Annotated in this window: 13 protein-coding genes, 11 tRNA genes and 1 pseudogene; 3 read left to right on the top strand and 22 right to left on the bottom strand. The window is 65.2% G+C overall.

Going from position 1 to position 16,879, the window contains the following annotated elements; genetic code table 11:
* Positions 1-94: 94 nt before the first annotated feature.
* The 16 genes and pseudogenes from A9K58_RS12020 to A9K58_RS11950 form a co-directional block, all read right to left on the bottom strand.
* Positions 95-171 (bottom strand) — tRNA-Asp (locus A9K58_RS12020).
* Between the two features lie 106 nt (positions 172-277).
* Positions 278-354 (bottom strand) — tRNA-Asp (locus A9K58_RS12015).
* An 88-nt stretch (positions 355-442) separates the two neighbouring features.
* A tRNA-Asp gene (locus A9K58_RS12010) sits at positions 443-519 on the bottom strand.
* An 83-nt stretch (positions 520-602) separates the two neighbouring features.
* Positions 603-679, bottom strand: a tRNA-Asp gene (locus tag A9K58_RS12005).
* A 26-nt stretch (positions 680-705) separates the two neighbouring features.
* Positions 706-780 (bottom strand) — tRNA-Val (locus tag A9K58_RS12000).
* A gap of 11 nt (positions 781-791) precedes the next feature.
* Positions 792-1,063, bottom strand: a pseudogene (locus tag A9K58_RS19140) (HU family DNA-binding protein).
* Positions 1,064-1,280: 217 nt separating this feature from the next.
* Positions 1,281-3,731 carry an endopeptidase La gene (gene lon, locus A9K58_RS11995; protein WP_065199559.1) on the bottom strand — a complete coding sequence of 817 codons (2,451 nt, stop codon included), beginning with the start codon at positions 3,729-3,731 and terminating at the stop codon, positions 1,281-1,283.
* Between the two features lie 142 nt (positions 3,732-3,873).
* A complete protein-coding gene (gene clpX / locus A9K58_RS11990) occupies positions 3,874-5,163 on the bottom strand; it encodes an ATP-dependent Clp protease ATP-binding subunit ClpX (RefSeq protein WP_053520352.1) in 1,290 nt (429 codons plus the stop codon).
* 126 nt (positions 5,164-5,289) lie between these two features.
* On the bottom strand, positions 5,290-5,916 hold the full coding sequence (gene clpP, locus A9K58_RS11985; protein WP_065199558.1) for an ATP-dependent Clp endopeptidase proteolytic subunit ClpP: 627 nt from the start codon (positions 5,914-5,916) through the stop codon (positions 5,290-5,292).
* Between the two features lie 76 nt (positions 5,917-5,992).
* Complete coding sequence (tig, locus tag A9K58_RS11980) at positions 5,993-7,288, bottom strand: trigger factor (protein ID WP_065199557.1); 1,296 nt, start codon at positions 7,286-7,288, stop codon at positions 5,993-5,995.
* A gap of 193 nt (positions 7,289-7,481) precedes the next feature.
* Positions 7,482-7,565, bottom strand: a tRNA-Leu gene (locus tag A9K58_RS11975).
* A 400-nt stretch (positions 7,566-7,965) separates the two neighbouring features.
* Positions 7,966-8,041, bottom strand: a tRNA-Lys gene (locus A9K58_RS11970).
* A 196-nt stretch (positions 8,042-8,237) separates the two neighbouring features.
* Positions 8,238-8,313, bottom strand: a tRNA-Lys gene (locus A9K58_RS11965).
* A gap of 78 nt (positions 8,314-8,391) precedes the next feature.
* Positions 8,392-8,468, bottom strand: a tRNA-His gene (locus tag A9K58_RS11960).
* A 172-nt stretch (positions 8,469-8,640) separates the two neighbouring features.
* Positions 8,641-8,717: transfer RNA gene (locus A9K58_RS11955), tRNA-Arg, on the bottom strand.
* Positions 8,718-8,756: 39 nt separating this feature from the next.
* Positions 8,757-8,833: transfer RNA gene (locus A9K58_RS11950), tRNA-Pro, on the bottom strand.
* Between the two features lie 180 nt (positions 8,834-9,013).
* On the opposite strand from A9K58_RS11950, the gene A9K58_RS11945 reads away from it, so the two are divergent.
* Positions 9,014-9,772: a Bax inhibitor-1/YccA family protein gene (locus A9K58_RS11945; RefSeq protein ID WP_065199556.1), complete on the top strand. Its 759-nt coding sequence runs from the start codon at positions 9,014-9,016 to the stop codon at positions 9,770-9,772.
* A 77-nt stretch (positions 9,773-9,849) separates the two neighbouring features.
* Here A9K58_RS11945 and A9K58_RS11940 read toward each other — a convergent pair whose 3' ends face one another.
* The 6 genes from A9K58_RS11940 to grxC all read right to left on the bottom strand — a co-directional run bounded on the left by A9K58_RS11940 (position 9,850) and on the right by grxC (position 14,257).
* A complete protein-coding gene (locus A9K58_RS11940; RefSeq protein ID WP_065199555.1) occupies positions 9,850-10,758 on the bottom strand; it encodes a LysR family transcriptional regulator in 909 nt (302 codons plus the stop codon).
* Between the two features lie 53 nt (positions 10,759-10,811).
* Positions 10,812-11,555 carry a cysteine hydrolase family protein gene (locus tag A9K58_RS11935; RefSeq protein WP_065199554.1) on the bottom strand — a complete coding sequence of 248 codons (744 nt, stop codon included), beginning with the start codon at positions 11,553-11,555 and terminating at the stop codon, positions 10,812-10,814.
* Positions 11,556-11,680: 125 nt separating this feature from the next.
* A complete protein-coding gene (locus A9K58_RS11930) occupies positions 11,681-12,088 on the bottom strand; it encodes a hypothetical protein (protein ID WP_065199553.1) in 408 nt (135 codons plus the stop codon).
* Between the two features lie 132 nt (positions 12,089-12,220).
* A complete protein-coding gene (locus A9K58_RS11925) occupies positions 12,221-13,225 on the bottom strand; it encodes an isocitrate dehydrogenase (protein ID WP_065199552.1) in 1,005 nt (334 codons plus the stop codon).
* A gap of 352 nt (positions 13,226-13,577) precedes the next feature.
* Positions 13,578-13,970: a carboxymuconolactone decarboxylase family protein gene (locus A9K58_RS11920; protein WP_065199551.1), complete on the bottom strand. Its 393-nt coding sequence runs from the start codon at positions 13,968-13,970 to the stop codon at positions 13,578-13,580.
* Positions 13,967-14,257, bottom strand: a complete 291-nt coding sequence (gene grxC, locus A9K58_RS11915) for a glutaredoxin 3 (protein ID WP_004154541.1) — start codon at positions 14,255-14,257, stop codon at positions 13,967-13,969. The genes A9K58_RS11920 and grxC overlap by 4 nt, the downstream gene beginning before the upstream one ends.
* 142 nt (positions 14,258-14,399) lie before the next feature.
* On the opposite strand from grxC, the gene A9K58_RS11910 reads away from it, so the two are divergent.
* Complete coding sequence (locus A9K58_RS11910; protein WP_065199550.1) at positions 14,400-16,046, top strand: M48 family metalloprotease; 1,647 nt, start codon at positions 14,400-14,402, stop codon at positions 16,044-16,046.
* A gap of 116 nt (positions 16,047-16,162) precedes the next feature.
* Positions 16,163-16,852 carry a phosphate regulon transcriptional regulator PhoB gene (gene phoB, locus A9K58_RS11905; protein WP_065199549.1) on the top strand — a complete coding sequence of 230 codons (690 nt, stop codon included), beginning with the start codon at positions 16,163-16,165 and terminating at the stop codon, positions 16,850-16,852.
* The last annotated feature ends 27 nt before the right edge of the window (positions 16,853-16,879 follow it).

Below are 16,879 nucleotides of genomic sequence, written 5' to 3'. Positions count from 1 at the left end.
CCCGCTTCGCCGCCGGGACCAAAAGCAGCGCCGACGCGGTCCGTGCAGGGCCGCAAAGAAAAAGCCCCCGGCCTGCGCCGGGGGCTTTTGAAGTTGGCGGAGCGGACGGGACTCGAACCCGCGACCTCCGGCGTGACAGGCCAGCATTCTAACCAGCTGAACTACCGCTCCGCGCTGAAACTTTGCAGGCCCGCAGTATATCCGAAGACTTCCTGGAAACCCAGCCCGGTGAACACTTTTTTCAAAGTTTTTTCACAGGGACTTAAGAAGTCTGCAATGGCGGAGCGGACGGGACTCGAACCCGCGACCTCCGGCGTGACAGGCCAGCATTCTAACCAGCTGAACTACCGCTCCGTTCTTGCAAGAACCTCTTCGTCTCCCCTACCGAACCTGTCGGTGAGAAGACAAGGCCCCCAGCTTTGGGCCGGGGGCCTCGATGTAATGGCGGAGCGGACGGGACTCGAACCCGCGACCTCCGGCGTGACAGGCCAGCATTCTAACCAGCTGAACTACCGCTCCGCATTGTTGCCTGCTTGTTTTCCACCAGCCTGGACCGGGAAGAAAACAAAGCCTCCAGCTTTTGGCCGGAGGCCTCGTTGAAGTGGCGGAGCGGACGGGACTCGAACCCGCGACCTCCGGCGTGACAGGCCAGCATTCTAACCAGCTGAACTACCGCTCCACACTCAAACTTTTACCGCGGTGCTGTGGTGGGTGCTGAGGGTTTCGAACCCCCGACCCTCTCCGTGTAAAGGAGACGCTCTACCGCTGAGCTAAGCACCCCAGCGAGCCGCTTAGTTTACAGCATCCTTCAGGGCCTTGCCAGCCTTGAACGACGGATTCTTCGAAGCAGCGATCTTGATGGTGTCGCCGGTCTTCGGGTTGCGGCCGGTGCGGGCAGCACGGTCGCGGACCTGGAAGGTACCGAAGCCACCAGAGTGACCGCATCGCCGTCCTTCAGCGCCTTGGTGATGGCAGCAACGACGGCATCGACAGCGCGGCTGGAATCGGCCTTGGTCAGGTCGGCAGCTTCAGCAACGGCATCGATCAATTCGGTCTTGTTCATTCTCTACAACTCCTTTGGCGGTGGGTTCCGCGGATTCGACAGGGAAGCAACCGCACGCCTTCTGCATGCGGCCGCCATGTGGAAACGGTTCGCCGATTCAGTCACCGCTGGCAGCGATCACTCATTCGCGAGTGCTGCTTTTATACCAGTGGCCCTACCCCCACGCAAGCTGGAAAGCCAGCAACGACGCGGGTTTCGGGCCATTGGACAGCGCGCGTCAATGCTTGACGCGCGCACTGCCGCTCGGTTTGGCCTTGCTGCGCACCGTGACACGTTGCGCATTCCTGCGGGCCTTCTTGGGTGCCAGCGGACGTTCCAGCGCCAGGTCCAGGACTTCTTCGATGTACTTCACCGGAACGATCTGCAGATCGCGGGTGACGTTTGCCGGGATGTCCGCCAGGTCCTTGCGGTTCTCTTCGGGAATGATGACAGTGCGGATGCCTCCGCGCAGGGCCGCCAGCAATTTCTCCTTCAGGCCACCGATGGCAGTGACACGGCCCCGCAGGGTGATCTCGCCGGTCATGGCCACATCGGCACGCACCGGCACCTTGGTCAGCATCGATACCAGCGAAGTCACCATCGCCGCGCCGGCGCTGGGACCGTCCTTCGGCGTGGCACCATCGGGTACATGCAGGTGCACGTCGTGCTTCTGCAGGAAGTCGACATCGATGCCGAAGCCGTCGGCGCGCGAACGCACCACCGACAGCGCCGCCGACGCCGATTCCTTCATCACGTTGCCCAGCTGGCCGGTCAGGATCAGCTGGCCCTTGCCCGGCACCAGTGTCGATTCGATCTGCAGCAGGTCGCCACCGACTTCGGTCCAGGCCAGGCCGGTGACCAGGCCGATCTCATTGGCTTCCTCGGCACGGCCGAAATCGAAGCGACGCACGCCCAGGTACTTGTCCAGGTTCTTGCTGGTGACATGGACCAGGGCCTTGGCCTTCTTCGCGCCCTTCTTCGCCTTCACCGGCTGCGGGCCGGCCAGCGCGATCTCCTTCACCACCTTGCGGCAGATCTTGGCGATCTCGCGTTCCAGGTTGCGCACGCCAGACTCGCGCGTGTAGTAGCGCACGATGTCCTGGATGGCATCGCTGCCGATCTCCAGTTCTTCCGGCTGCAGGCCGTTGGCCCTGACCTGCTTCGGCACCAGGTAACGGGTGGCGATGTTGAGCTTCTCGTCCTCGGTGTAGCCGGGGATGCGGATCACTTCCATGCGGTCCAGCAGCGGGCCCGGAATGTTGAGCGAATTCGAGGTCGCCACGAACATCACTTCGGACAGGTCCAGGTCCACTTCCAGGTAGTGGTCGTTGAATGCGTTGTTCTGCTCGGGATCAAGCACTTCCAGCAGCGCCGACGACGGATCGCCACGGAAGTCCATCGACATCTTGTCGATCTCGTCGAGCACGAACAGCGGGTTCCTGCTGCCGACCTTGTTGAGGTTCTGCACGATACGGCCCGGCATCGAACCGACGTAGGTCCGGCGGTGGCCCCGGATCTCGGCCTCGTCACGCACGCCGCCCAGCGACATGCGCACGAACTTGCGGTTGGTGGCCTTGGCGATGGACTGGCCCAGCGAGGTCTTGCCCACGCCCGGCGGCCCGACCAGGCACAGGATCGGGCCCTTCATCTGCTTCACGCGCGACTGCACGGCCAGGTATTCAAGGATGCGCTCCTTGACCTTCTCCAGGCCGTAGTGATCGGCGTCGAGGGTGTCCTGCGCCGCCTTCAGATCCTTGCGCACCTTCGTGCGCTTCTTCCACGGCACGCCCAGCAGCCACTCCAGGTAGTTGCGCACGACCGCGGCCTCGGCGGACATCGGCGACATCTGCTTGAGCTTGTTCAGTTCGTTGCGGGCCTTCGCTTCGACCGCCTTCGGCATGCCGGCTTCGGCGATCTTGCGTGCCAGCTCCTCCAGCTCGCCCGGCGCATCATCCAGATCACCCAGTTCCTTCTGGATGGCCTTCATCTGCTCGTTGAGGTAATACTCGCGCTGGCTTTTCTCCATCTGCGACTTCACGCGGCCGCGGATGCGCTTCTCCATCTGCTGCACATCGATCTCGCCATCGACCAGGCCGACCAGCATCTCCAGGCGGTCGCCAACGGCCAGCGTTTCCAGCAGGCGCTGCTTGTCAGCCAGCCGCACGCTGATGTGCGCGGCGATGGTGTCGGCCAGGCGCGCCGGTTCATCAATGCCGGACAGCGTCTGCAGCAGTTCCGGCGGCAGCTTGCGATTGGTCTTCACGTACTGCTCGAACAGCGACATCAGCGAACGGGCGATCGCCTCGACCTCGCGTGGCTCGCGATCGTCGCCGGCAGCGATCTCCACGGCTTGGCCGTGCAGCGAGCCGTTGCGCTCGTCGACATGGGTCACCTGCACGCGCGACAGGCCTTCGACCAGCACTTTGATCGTGCCGTCGGGCAGCTTCAGCAACTGCAGCACCTGCGCCAGCGTACCGATCTGGTAGAGGTCGGCTGCATGCGGGTCATCGGTCTCGGCCGACTTCTGCGCCAGCAGCAGGATGCGCTTGTCCGCTTCCATTGCCTGCTCGAGCGCGTGCATGGACTTGTCACGGCCGACGAACAGCGGGATGACCATGTGCGGGAACACCACTACGTCGCGCAGCGGCAGGACCGGCAGGTCGAGGGTTTCACTTGGGGAACGGGCCATGGGGGCTCCAGGGAAGGGGAAAACCGCCTCCGGGAGGACATCTTCCGGAGACCAAAAAAGCCGATGGCCCCGTTATGGGGCCATCGGCTTTCAGATGCAAGGCATTCCTTGAAAATCCTTCAAAATCAACAACCTGGAAGGATCACTCGGCGCCTGCGGCCTTCTGTTCAGGGGCCGCCGGGGTCTGGTAGATCAGGTACGGCTCGGACTTGTGCTCGATCACCGATTCGTCCACCACCACCTTGCTGACGTTTTCCTGCGACGGCAGGTCGTACATGGTGTCCAGCAGGACCGATTCGACGATGGTGCGCAGGCCACGGGCGCCGGTCTTGCGCTTGAGCGCCTTCCTGGCGATGGCCGACAGCGCGTCCGGACGGAACTCCAGCTCCACGTTTTCCATCTCGAACAGCTTCTTGAACTGCTTGGTGATGGCGTTCTTCGGCTCGGTCAGGATCTTGATCAGGGCCGGCTCGTCCAGCTCCTCCAGGGTCGCGACCACCGGCAGGCGGCCGACGAACTCGGGGATCAGGCCGAACTTGATCAGGTCTTCCGGCTCGACCTCGGCCAGCAGCTTGCCCACTTCCTGCTTGCGCTCGGCGCTTTTCACCTTGGCGCCGAAGCCGATGCTGCCGACGTCGGTGGACCGGGCCTGGATCACCTTGTCCAGCCCGGCGAACGCGCCGCCACAGATGAACAGGATGTTCTTGGTGTCCACCTGCAGGAATTCCTGCTGCGGGTGCTTGCGCCCGCCCTGCGGCGGGACGCTGGCCACGGTACCTTCGATCAGCTTCAGCAGGGCCTGCTGCACGCCTTCGCCGGACACATCGCGGGTGATCGACGGGTTCTCGCTCTTGCGCGAGATCTTGTCGATTTCATCGATGTAGACGATGCCCTGCTGCGCCTTTTCGACGTCGTAGTCGCACTTCTGCAGCAGCTTCTGGATGATGTTCTCCACGTCCTCGCCCACGTAACCGGCCTCGGTCAGCGTGGTGGCGTCGGCCATGGTGAACGGCACGTTGAGCAGGCGGGCCAGGGTTTCGGCCAGCAGCGTCTTGCCCGAACCGGTCGGGCCGACCAGCAGGATGTTCGACTTCGCCAGTTCGACGTCGTCGTTCTTCTGCCGGCTCTCGATGCGCTTGTAGTGGTTGTAGACGGCCACGGCCAAGGTGCGCTTGGCACGGTTCTGGCCGATCACGTACTGGTCAAGGACCTCGAGGATCTCGCGCGGCTTGGGCAGCGAGCTGCGTGCCGACTGCGCCTTCTCTTCAAGCTCCTCACGGATGATGTCGTTGCACAGCTCCACGCATTCGTCACAGATGAATACGCTCGGACCCGCAATCAGCTTGCGCACTTCATGCTGGCTCTTGCCGCAGAAAGAGCAGTAGAGGATCTTGCCGGTGTCCGTGGAACGACCTTGGCGGTCTTCGCTCATGCTTCGCTTACCCAGTTACCCCACCCGCTGAACGGGGGTTCGATTCGAGAATAGCACAGGGCCGGAGGGACACCAGTCCCGCCCGACCCTGCAGGAACGGGGCCTCCCTGGCCCCGTGAAGGCCGGTCAGCCGGCCTGGATGGACTCTTCCGGACGACGCTCCAGGACCTGGTCGACCAGGCCGTAGGCCTGCGCTTCGAAGGCGCTCTTGAAGTTGTCGCGCTCGGTGTCGCGGGCGATCGTCTCCAGCGACTGGCCGGTATGCTTGGCCAGCACCTCGTTCAGGCGCGACCGCAGCGTCAGGATCTCACGCGCGTGGATGTCGATGTCGGTGGCCTGGCCCTGGAACCCGCCCAGCGGCTGGTGGATCATCACTCGCGAGTTCGGCAGCGCGTAACGCTTGCCGGCTTCGCCCGCGGCCAGCAGCAGGGCGCCCATCGAGGCGGCCTGGCCGATGCAGGTGGTGCTCACATTCGGCCGGATGTACTGCATGGTGTCGTAGATCGCCATGCCGGCGGTGACTACGCCACCCGGCGAGTTGATGTAGATGTTGATGTCCTTTTCCGGGTTTTCCGATTCCAGGAACAGCAACTGCGCCACCACCACGTTGGCCATGTGATCGTCGATCGGGCCCACGAGGAAGATCAGGCGCTCCTTCAACAGGCGCGAATAGATGTCGTAGGCACGCTCGCCGCGGCTGGTCTGCTCGACCACCATCGGAACCAGGTTCAGGGCTTTGGTTCGGTTGTCCATTACGTGAGGTACCTATCTTGGGGGGAAACAACCCCGCGCCGCTGGCGGCGCGGGGCATGCGGTGATCCGCCCGGCGTTACTGGCGGATCGCGTCCTGGAACGACAGCTTCTCTTCGGTGTGCTGGGCACGCTCGGCGATCCAGTCGATCACCTGCTCTTCCATCACGCGGTTCTGCAGGCCAGACATCAGCTGGGGGTCGTTGCGGTACATCTCAATGACCTGCTCCGGCTCTTCGTAGGTCGAAGCAATCAGGCGCATCGTTTCGTTCAGGCGCTTGGGGTCCAGGCGCAGGTCGTTGACGCGGGCCACTTCGCCGACCAGCAGGCCGACCAGCACGCGCTTGGCGGCGGCCTCCTTGAAGCCTTCGTGGGCGTCGGCCGGGACCTCACCGACGTTCTGGCCGTTGCGGCGCAGCTGCTCGATCTGCTGGGCCAGCATGGCGCGGGCTTCGTTCTCGACCAGGCGCGGCGGCATTTCCACCGACGAGTAGGCCGCGATCAGCTGCTCGCCGACTTCGCGGCGCAGGCGATTCATCAGCGCCCCCTTGAGCTCGCGCTCCAGGTTGGCACGGATGTCGCTGCGGAACTGTTCCAGGTCGCCGCCCTTCACGCCGAAGCTCTTGATGAAGGCTTCGTCGACCACCGGCACGACCGGCTCGGACACTTCGGCGACCTTGACGGTGACCTGCACGGTCTTGCCGGCCAGTACCGGCACGCGCCAATCGGCCGGGAAGTCGACGTCCAGCGTCTTCTCTTCACCTTTGGCCAGGCCCACCAGGCCCTTTTCGATGGCCTCGAACATCATGCCCTGGCCCAGCACGATCGAACCCTTCTCGGTGCCCTCGGCCGGCAGGCGCTCTTCGCCGGCCTGCGACCAGGTTTCCACCGCCACCAGGTCACCGTCCTGCGCACCGCGGCTGACCGGGGCCCAGGTGCGGCGCTGGTTCTGCAGGTTTTCGATCATCTGGTCGATGTCGGCGTCGGTGATTTCGGCAGTGTGGCGCACGACGGTCAGCTTGCTGACGTCAATGTCGCCGAAGTCCGGCACCACTTCCACGGTGGCCACGAAGGAGAACTCACCCTCGTCGCCCTTGTCGATGCGCGGGCTGCCGACGACGCGCAGGTCGTGCTGGCGCACGGCCGCGTCGAAGGTTTCGCGCAGCAGGCCGTCCAGCGCCTCGCCACGGACCTGCGCGCCGAAGCGCTGCTCGATCACCTTGGCCGGCACCTTGCCCGGACGGAAGCCCTTGATGCGGGTGGTACGGGCGATTTCGCCCAGGCGGCCGGCAATGTGGCTCTGCAGACGGTCTTCCGGCAGCGAGAAGCTCAGGCGGCGTTCCAGGTTGCCGGTGGATTCGATCGAAGCTTGCATGTTGACTCCTGCCACCGGTGGCCCAGGCCCCCGGCTCGATGATTGGGATGAAACGGTTGTTAAGGACGCGGCGTCTCGGACGCGCCTGCTTGCCGCAGCCCTTTAGTTTCGCCCAATTCGGCCTGCACTGCCAGCGCGTGCCGGTCAAGAGCGCGTGGATGGCCCCAATCAGGGCGGGGGGACAGGCCGGCACTGGTGCGAAAGGCGGGACTCGAACCCGCACGCCTTGGGCACTGGAACCTAAATCCAGGGCGTCTACCAATTCCGCCACTTTCGCGTGGCCGGCGCAGGCGCCCATTGTCGCAGGCGGGGGCAGGAAGCGGAAGCCTGCACAAAACTGAATATGGCCGCCGCGCACAGTGCCCGCGCCAAAGGCCGCCCCGACGGTCGTGCGACCTGCGTCAGCGCCTTGGCCGGCCGCCACATCCATCTTGCGGAGGTCTACGCCACCGTCGTCGGTGCGACGCGGATACAGCTTCAGGGGCGGTCCCATCCTCCGCCGGCTGCGCGACTGCGCGCAGCGTGGCGAGAAGCAGCGCACAGCGTTGACAGCACTGATGAGCGCATGCCCCCCTGATTTCAACACCGCATCAGTGGATCCACGCCCTGCGCGGATGAAATGCGACCCGGCGCACAAGCAAGAAAAAAGCCACTTGGCGAACCAAGTGGCTTTCGTCTGGTGGGCTGTCAAGGATTCGAACCTTGGACCTATTGATTAAGAGTCAACTGCTCTACCAACTGAGCTAACAGCCCGAAATCGGGGCGCGAATTATGACCCGATCCGCTCGGCGGATGCAAGCACTTTATTCAACATCGTTGAAACCGGCACTTCGATCCCGCTGCCGTTGCAGATCCACGCCGAGGGGGGGTTGCAGCGCGCGATCCATCGGAGCGAAGGAGTCACGCCCATAAGAAAAAAGCCACCTGGCGTACCAGGTGGCTTCTGTCTTGGTGGGCCGTCAAGGATTCGAACCTTGGACCTATTGATTAAGAGTCAACTGCTCTACCAACTGAGCTAACGGCCCTGAAACTCAGACGCACATTGTAGCGTGCATTCTGTTTATTGCAATACCGTTCCGGTTGCGCCGGCGCGGTTGAATCAGTGGGGTGGCTGAGGGGATTCGAACCCCCGACCACCGGAATCACAATCCGGTACTCTAACCAACTGAGCTACAGCCACCACTGAAACTTTCGTTCCGGCACCAGCACGGCTGGCACTGGAACTGCAGATCATTGCCAGGGGACTGTCACCGAAGTTCCGATCCGCCGAAGCGAGTCCGATATTCTGGTGGAGTCCCTGCACTTTTGCAAGCACTTCTTCACATCGTCGATGCGATTCCGGTGTCCGCCAATGGCGCGCCCGACAGGAATCGAACCTGTAACCGCCGGCTTAGAAGGCCGGTGCTCTATCCAGTTGAGCTACGGGCGCCCGAACCGGAACGGTGTCCAATCCGACGTGGCGTGGGATTGGTCGGGGTAGAGGGATTCGAACCCCCGACATCCTGCTCCCAAAGCAGGCGCGCTACCAGACTGCGCTATACCCCGGTGCTGCAATCCCCTCGGGCCAAGCCCGGGGAGTTGGCCATTGTCGCCAAGCCGGTCGCGAACTGTCAACGCGGACGACTGGAACCTGAAGCCCGCCACAGCACCGTACGTGGTCATCGGCTATGCTCGCATCCATCGGCCGGATGGCCGTCCCGACCCTCATTCGCACGGAGAACACGCATGCGCAGCGGCAACCCGGCTCTTTCCGAGTCGACCTTCCTCGACCTCGCCAGCGGCTCGGTGGTGACCAGCCCCGACCAGGTGATGACCCTCAACGGCACCGCCAACAAGACCGGCATCCTGCTGCTGTTGACCGTGTTGACCGCGGCCTTCGCCTGGAACCAGTCGGTGGACGAGTACGGCCAGATTTCCGGCAGCGCAAGCCTGTTCGCCATGGGCGGTGCGATCGGCGGCCTGGTGCTGGCGCTGATCACCATCTTCAAGAAGGAATGGTCGCCGGTTACCGCACCGATGTACGCGCTGGTCGAAGGCCTGTTCCTGGGCGCCGTCTCGGCACTGTTCAACATGAAGTACCCGGGCATCGTGTTCCAGGCCGTGCTGCTGACCTTCGGCACGCTGGCCGCGCTGCTGGTGGCGTACCGCAGCGGCGTGATCAAGGCCACCGAGAACTTCAAGCTTGGCGTAGTCGCAGCGACCGGTGGCATCGCCCTGCTCTACCTGGCCTCGTTCGTGCTTGGCTTCTTCAACATCAACGTGCCGGTGATCCACGATGCCAGCTGGCTGGGCATCGCCTTCAGCCTGTTCGTGGTGGTCGTGGCCGCACTGAACCTGGTGCTGGACTTTGACTTCATCGAAACCGGCGTGGCCCAGCGTGCGCCGAAGTACATGGAGTGGTATGGCGCCTTCGGCCTGATGGTGACCCTGGTCTGGTTGTACGTGGAGTTCCTGCGCCTGTTGTCGAAGATTCAGCAGCGCTGAACCGGGCAGGGCCATAAACGACAAAGGGCGCCTTCGGGGCGCCCTTTTCTCTTGTGACGCGTGGCGGCATTGCCCGGCTAGCCGGCGACGCCGGCCTGTGCAGCGTAGTGCGCGGCAAGGTGCTCGACCAACGCGCGCACTTTGGGAGCCAACGCGCGCGCATGCGGATACAACGCGAAATAGCGACGCTGGCCGGCATGCCAGGCCGGCAGCACGCGGATCAGGCGGCCGGTACGCAAGTCCTCCTGCACGGTGAGCGCAGTGAACAGGCCGATACCCATGCCGGCCAACGCAGCGGCGTACAGCGCCGGAGTGGCGTCCACGCGCAGGCGCTGCCCGGCGTCGACGCTTGCGGTTGCGCCGCGCGGCCCCTGCAGCCGCCAGGACACCATCCCCGGGCCGGGACTGAAACCGATCAGGTTGTGATGCTGCAGGTCCGACGCCTGCCGCGGCAGGCCATGCCGGGCCAGGTAGGCCGGTGCCGCCACCAGGATGCGCGGGCATTGGGCCAGCTCGCGCGCGACCAACCGGCTGTCCGGCAATGACGACGCAATGCGCAGGACCAGGTCGAAGCCGCCTCCGACCAGGTCGACCTGTTGATCGTCGGCGGACAGGTCCAGCGATACCAGCGGGCAGCGCTCGAGGAACGTGGGCAGCCACTGCGGCAGCTCCTGGCTGGCCACCACCTGCGGCACGCTGATCCGCACGGTGCCGCTGGGCTGTGCCTGCGCGGCACGCGCGCGGTCATCCGCCTCCTGCAGCCGATCCAGCAGCGACGTGGCGTCGCGGTAATAGTCGCGTCCGGCTTCGGTCAATGAAAGACGGCGACTGTTGCGATCAAGCAGGCGCACCTGCAGGTGCTCCTCGAGCTGCCGCAACTGGCGCGACATCGCCGAATGGGTCGTCCCCAGTCGTTCCGCAGCAGCAGTGAAGCTGCCCGCGTCGACGATGGCGCGCAACGCACGCAGGGCGGCGAAATGATCCATCGGCGGGTGGCTCCACATGGCGGGACCCGCGGCGCGCGGGCCCCGCCAGCTTATCAAGCGCCGTCGCCTGCCCTGCGCACCGGCAACGCCAGGATCGCGTCGGTATTCATGACATCACCGAAAGCGTCTTCGATCTGCGCCAGCGAAGCCTCGTGCAGCGCGCGATGATCGATGCGACGGCCGCCGGCCAGATCAAGGTCGCGGCTGGCACTGGCATCGGACGCCACGATCACCCGGTAACCGCGCGGTGCGGCAGCAGCATCGCGCGCGGCACCTGCCACGCAGGCATGGGTCTGCAGGCCGGTGACGATCAGGGTGTCGATGCCAGCGCTCTTCAGCACCTGGTCGAGCACGGCGGCAGACGCGCCGGCGAATACGCTGACGTTGTCCTTCTGCACCACGGTCTCCCCTTGGCGCGGCTGCAGGTCGCGATGGAAGGCCGCATTGACGCTGCCCTGCGCGAACAGCGGTGCACCGGCAGGCAGCACGTGCTGCACATGGATCACGCGGATGCCGTGGGTATCAGCGAACCGCACCACCCGCTGGGCCTGGTGCAGCGCGGCCACGCCCTCGGGGATCACCATGCGGCCACCGGCAAAGCCCGGTGCGGCCTCGGCATCGAAGTACTCGTTCTGGAAGTCGATCACCAGCACGGCGGTCTTCGCCGCATCCAGCGAAGTGACAACAGGCGCGCCAGCCATGTGGCGGATGGTGGGATGGGCCGGTTCGGCAGCAGCGACCGGGGTGGTGGCGGCCATGCCGATCAGGCTGGCCAGGCCGAAGGCGGTGAGGTTCATGGAGCGACTCCTGTGCAGTGGAAAGTGGGCACAGGATGCGGAGCGGATGGCGCACAAACCAGCCACGTATCGGTACATGATCTGTGCGATTTATGCACAGATGGCTCATGTAGAGTCGAGCTCTACTAGGCCAGCTTGACCCCATTGAGTCGCACGATCATCGCGTGGTCACGACCCAGCACCACTTCGGCGGTATTGCTGCCCACACGCACGGCACGTGCAAGGCCCGCCGGATACTTCACTGGGATGCCGGCCAGCGTCTGCACATGCTGGGCCGGAGAGATCCTGCTCCTGATCACGAACGCCGCGCAGCTGCCTTCGAGCAGATACACAGGCAATCCTGCCGGAAATTCGACCAACCGCAGGATGCGCGCCTCGCTCTCCCGCAGGCTGCGGAGGGGCACCCCATGCCTGCTCAAGCGGCGCAGCGCACGCTGGGCACGGGACCACGGCCAGTAGAAGGTGGCGTAGATCGCCACGCCGATGGCATAGACCGCAACGGCCGCCACGACCCACACGGCCGCCTCAGGCATCTGGAAACATCCTGTTGGTCAAATCCCGCGATTGAAAACGTAGACGGGCCGTACAAGGACGGCCCGTCTTCAACGCTCCGCGGCCCCGACTGGACGTCGCCCGAGGCGATCTCCAGCCGGAATGCCAGTCGCTTACAGGCGGCTGGCGATGGCCTTGGCGAAGCTCATGGTGGTACCGGTGCCGCCGAGGTCGCCGGTCAGCGAGTCCTTGGCTTCCATGGTGGCCACGATGGCCTTGCGCAGGCGCTCGGCATTTTCCGGCTGGCCGATATGGTCCAGCATCTGCGCGGCCGCCAGCAGCAGCGCGCACGGATTGGCCTTGCCCTGGCCGGCGATGTCCGGCGCGGTGCCGTGCACGGCTTCGAAGATCGCCGCATCCTTGCCGATGTTGGCGCCCGGGGCCAGGCCCAGGCCGCCGACCAGGCCGGCGCACAGGTCGGAGATGATGTCGCCGAACAAGTTGGTGGTGACGATCACATCGAACTGTTCCGGACGCATCACCAGCTGCATGCAGCAGTTGTCGACGATCATTTCCTGGAACTCGATCTCCGGGTACTGCGCGGCCACTTCACGGGCGACGTTCAGGAACAGGCCCGAGGTCGACTTGATGATGTTGGCCTTGTGCACGGCGGTGACCTTCTTGCGGCCGGTGCTCTTTGCCAGCTCGAAGGCGTAGCGCACGATGCGCTCGGAACCCTTGCGGGTGATGCGGGTGCCGGAGAAGGCGGTTTCGCCGTCGGCCGACACTTCCTGGCCTTCGGCCAGGTAGGCACCTTCGGTGTTCTCACGAACGGTGATCAGGTCGACGTTGTCGAAACGCGACTTGGTGTTCGGGAAGGTGTGGGCCGGACGCACGTTGGCGTACAGGTCGAAGTGGCGGCGCAGGCTGACGTTGATCGAGGTGAAGCCACCACCGACCGGGGTGGTGAGCGGGCTCTTCAGCGCGACCTTGTTGCGCGCGATCGATTCCAGGGTCACCGCCGGCATCAGGTCGCCGTGCTTCTCCAGCGCCACCAGGCCGGCGTCGGCCTCTTCATACTCCAGGCCAGCGTTGAGCTGGTCGAGCACGAACAGGGTGGCGTCCATGATTTCCGGGCCAATGCCGTCGCCGCGGATGACCGTAATTTTCTGCGTCATTGATCGATGTTCCGAACAGGGGGAAAAACGCCGTCCGGACGTGCCCGGAAACGCCGGCGCAAAGGAAGTTTCACCGGCAATTATGCCTTAGCCGGGGCCGAGGTCCCAAATAGACCATGGTCCCAGTCCCCGGCTCAGGCAGAATTGCCCGCGCATCCCACCTTATCCCCGCGCCTGTCGGTGCGCCCCCTTGAACAACAAGGGGGCTCCTGGGCTGTTGGATCGCGGGGAGGCCCCTTGCGGGTGCGGTAGTGCCGGTCCCTGGCCGGCAACCCCGGCGATGCCGGGTTCAGGCGATGCCGGCCAGCGGCCGGCACTACCAGGGTCCGCAATGGGCCGGTTCCCGACAGGCTCAGTGCTCGTGCGCGGCTGGCGCGGCGGCGCCGCCTTCGAGCTGGTCGAGGAAGTCGACCGCGCGGCGCAGGTGCGGGATCACGATCGAGCCGCCGACCACCAGGCCGACCGAGAAGGTCTCGAAGAACTCCTCGCGGGTGACGCCAGCGTCCTTGCACTGGGCCACGTGGTAGCTGATGCAGTCGTCGCAGCGCAGCACCATCGAGGCCACCAGGCCCAGCAGTTCCTTGGTCTTCACGTCCAGCGCACCGGCCTGGTAGGTCTGCGTGTCCAGCGCGAAGAAGCGGCGCACCACCTGATTCGGTTCGCCCAGGATGCGCTCGTTCATGCGCTTGCGGAACGCGGTGAACTCGGCGATGCGGTCCTTGCTGCCGTCGTCGGCCGCGCTCATGCCTGGCCCTGCCCGGCCAGCAGCGGCTCGAGCTTGCCTTCACGGTGCAGCGCCATCATGTCGTCGTAGCCGCCGACGTGGACGTCGCCGACGAAAATCTGCGGCACGCTGGTGCGGCGGGTCAGTGCCATCATCTTCTCGCGCTCGGCCGGGTCCAGGTCGATGCGGACTTCGGTCCACTGCTGGCCCTTGCTCTTCAGGAAGTTCTTTGCGGCCACGCAGTACGGGCAGACGGCGGTGGAATAGATGGTGATGGCGGGGGCACCGCCGGCGGTCTGGGCTGTCACGGGAAACTCCACGAGGGATCGACGGTCTACATATGGTACCGGTGCGCTGGAATTTCCACGCCACCACCGCAACACTGTGGGTTAACGAATGGTTGCCCCCTGCCCTGCCACGCTTGGCGCGCCCCACCCAAGGACCTTCCGCTTGCGAGCCCTGCTGCTGACGACCGCCGTGACCCTGTCCCTGGCCATGCCACTGGCCCGCGCCCAGGAAAAACTGCCCGACATCGGCTCCTCGGCCGGCGAGCTGCTGACCCCTGCCCGCCAGGCCGAGTACGGCGCGATGATGCTGCGCGAGCTGCGCAACTACGGCTACCTGCTGGACGATCCGCTGGTCAACGACTGGCTGCAGACCATGGGCACCCGCCTGGGTTCCAACAGCGACCAGCCGCGGCAGCCGTACACGTTCTTCGTGATGAAGGATCGCCAGATCAACGCGTTCGCCACGCTGGGCGGCTACATCGGGGTCAACGCCGGCCTGGTGCTGACCGCCGAGCGCGAGGACGAGGTCGCTGCGGTGCTGTCGCACGAAATTGCCCACGTCACCCAGCAGCACGTGCTGCGCGGCGTCGAGCGCGCCCAGCGTGACCAGATCCCGATCCTGCTGGGCATGCTCGCAGCGGTGGTAGCCGCCCAGGCCAGCAACAGCACCTCGTCCGGCAATGCGACCATGGCCGCGATCAGTTCCGGCATGGGCCTGATGCAGCAGCGCCAGATCAACTACACCCGCTCCAACGAGTCCGAAGCCGACCGCCTCGGCATCCGCACCCTGGCGCGCAGCGGTTACGACGTGGACGCCATGGCCGGCTTCTTCGAGCGGATGTCGGCGGCGATGCGCGGCAACGAGGGTGGCTACAGCGTGCCCGACTTCCTGCGCACCCACCCGGTCAACATCACCCGCATCAGCGAGGCCAAGGCCCGCGCCGAGCAGATGAAGAAGGATACGGTGCTGCTGACCACCAGCACCCCCAGCGGCGAGCGCAAGGAACGGGTGGACCCGGCCGACCCGAGCCTGGGCGAGCCGCTGTTGCGCGGCAACAACCCGCTGCTGCCCGGCAGCGTGCTGCGGCTGCCGATCGGCCAGCTCAACCGCGGCGCCAGCGGCGATTTCGACTGGGCACGTGAGCGCCTGCGCGTGCTCAGCGCCGATTCCACCGCTGAGCTGGAGCGCGAGTACGCCGACCTGGCCAAGCGCCAGAAGGATGGGCTCAATGACGCCCAGCGCTATGGCCAGGCGCTGGCGGTGATGCGCGGTGGCCGCAGCGGTGCCGCACAGGCGCGGCAGACCCTGGCCGCGCTGCTGCAGACCCGCCCGGGCAACCTGTGGCTGGCGCTGGGGCTGGGTGAGGCCGAATCACGCGCAGGCCAGGCCGCGCAGGCCAACAGCCGTTTTGAACAGTTGCTGCGTGAGCACCCCAACAGCCGCCCGGTCGCCCTGACCTATGCCGAGATCCTGAACGAACAGGGCACCCGCGAGGCCGGCCAGCGCGCACAGGCCATGCTGCGGCCGTTGCTGTCGCAAAGTGGTAATGATCCGGTCTTCCAGCAGCGTTACGCCCGCGCCAGCGAACTGGCGGGCGACAGCGTGCGGGCCAGTGAGGCCTATGCCGAAGCCGCCTTCCTCAGTGGCCGGCCCGAACAGGCGCTGCTGCAGCTGCAGGCGCTCAAGCGCAACCCGGCGCTGGACTACATCGGCAGGGCACGGGTGGATGCGCGCATCGAGGCGATCACCCCGACCGTGCTGGAACTGCGCCGCCAGGGCGTTCAGGACCCTGACCTGGACCGCCGCTGAGCGCCGGATGACCCGCCGATGGCAACCAAGGATGGTTCCGGCCAGGCAGTCACAAACATGTCATCAAACCGTAGTCTACTGGCACCACTCCAGTAACCAAGCCCTACGGTGTTCTCGTGCAGAAACGCATCCTGATCGTCGACGACGAGCCCGCGATCCGTGAAATGGTCGCCTTCGCCCTGCGCAAGGGCGACTACGAGCCGGTCCACGCCGGCGACGCCCGCGAGGCCCAGACCGCGATCGCCGACCGCGTCCCCGACCTGATCCTGCTGGACTGGATGCTGCCCGGCACCAGCGGCCTGGACCTGGCGCGCCGTTGGCGCAAGGAGACGCTGACCCGCGAGGTGCCGATCATCATGCTGACCGCTCGCGGTGAGGAGAACGACCGCGTCGGTGGCCTTGAAGCGGGCGTGGACGACTACGTGGTGAAGCCGTTCTCGGCACGTGAACTGCTGGCGCGCATCCGCGCGGTCATGCGCCGCGCGCGCGAAGATGACGAGGACGGCAGCGTGGCGGTGGGGCCCATCCGCATCGATGGCGCCGCCCATCGCGTGTTCGCCAGCGACCAGCCGGTACCGATCGGCCCGACCGAGTACCGCCTGCTGCACTTCTTCATGACCCACCCCGAGCGCGTCTATACCCGTGCCCAGTTGCTCGACCATGTATGGGGCGGCAGCGTGTACGTGGAGGAACGCACCATCGACGTGCATATCCGCCGCCTGCGCAAGACCCTGGAACCGTTCAACGCCGAGAACATGGTGCAGACCGTGCGCGGCGCCGGTTACCGCTTTTCCACTGCGACCTGAGCCTCGTCGTGCCGGCGCCGCGCACCT

Origin of the sequence: Stenotrophomonas maltophilia, from assembly GCF_001676385.1 — a bacterium.
Taxonomy (GTDB): domain Bacteria; phylum Pseudomonadota; class Gammaproteobacteria; order Xanthomonadales; family Xanthomonadaceae; genus Stenotrophomonas; species Stenotrophomonas maltophilia_J.
The sequence above is the reverse complement of the archived record's forward strand: the minus strand, read 5'-3'. Positions and strand labels throughout refer to the sequence as shown.

Bases quoted from the DNA above. Each gene is read 5' to 3' on its own strand.
- lon (WP_065199559.1), bottom strand. From the start codon at position 3,731: ATGGCCCGTTCCCCAAGTGAAACCCTCGACCTGCCGGTCCTGCCGCTG.
- clpX (WP_053520352.1), bottom strand. From the start codon at position 5,163: ATGAGCGAAGACCGCCAAGGTCGTTCCACGGACACCGGCAAGATCCTC.
- clpP (WP_065199558.1), bottom strand. From the start codon at position 5,916: ATGGACAACCGAACCAAAGCCCTGAACCTGGTTCCGATGGTGGTCGAG.
- tig (WP_065199557.1), bottom strand. From the start codon at position 7,288: ATGCAAGCTTCGATCGAATCCACCGGCAACCTGGAACGCCGCCTGAGC.
- A9K58_RS11945 (WP_065199556.1), top strand. From the start codon at position 9,014: ATGCGCAGCGGCAACCCGGCTCTTTCCGAGTCGACCTTCCTCGACCTC.
- A9K58_RS11940 (WP_065199555.1), bottom strand. From the start codon at position 10,758: ATGGATCATTTCGCCGCCCTGCGTGCGTTGCGCGCCATCGTCGACGCG.
- A9K58_RS11935 (WP_065199554.1), bottom strand. From the start codon at position 11,555: ATGAACCTCACCGCCTTCGGCCTGGCCAGCCTGATCGGCATGGCCGCC.
- A9K58_RS11930 (WP_065199553.1), bottom strand. From the start codon at position 12,088: ATGCCTGAGGCGGCCGTGTGGGTCGTGGCGGCCGTTGCGGTCTATGCC.
- A9K58_RS11925 (WP_065199552.1), bottom strand. From the start codon at position 13,225: ATGACGCAGAAAATTACGGTCATCCGCGGCGACGGCATTGGCCCGGAA.
- A9K58_RS11920 (WP_065199551.1), bottom strand. From the start codon at position 13,970: ATGAGCGCGGCCGACGACGGCAGCAAGGACCGCATCGCCGAGTTCACC.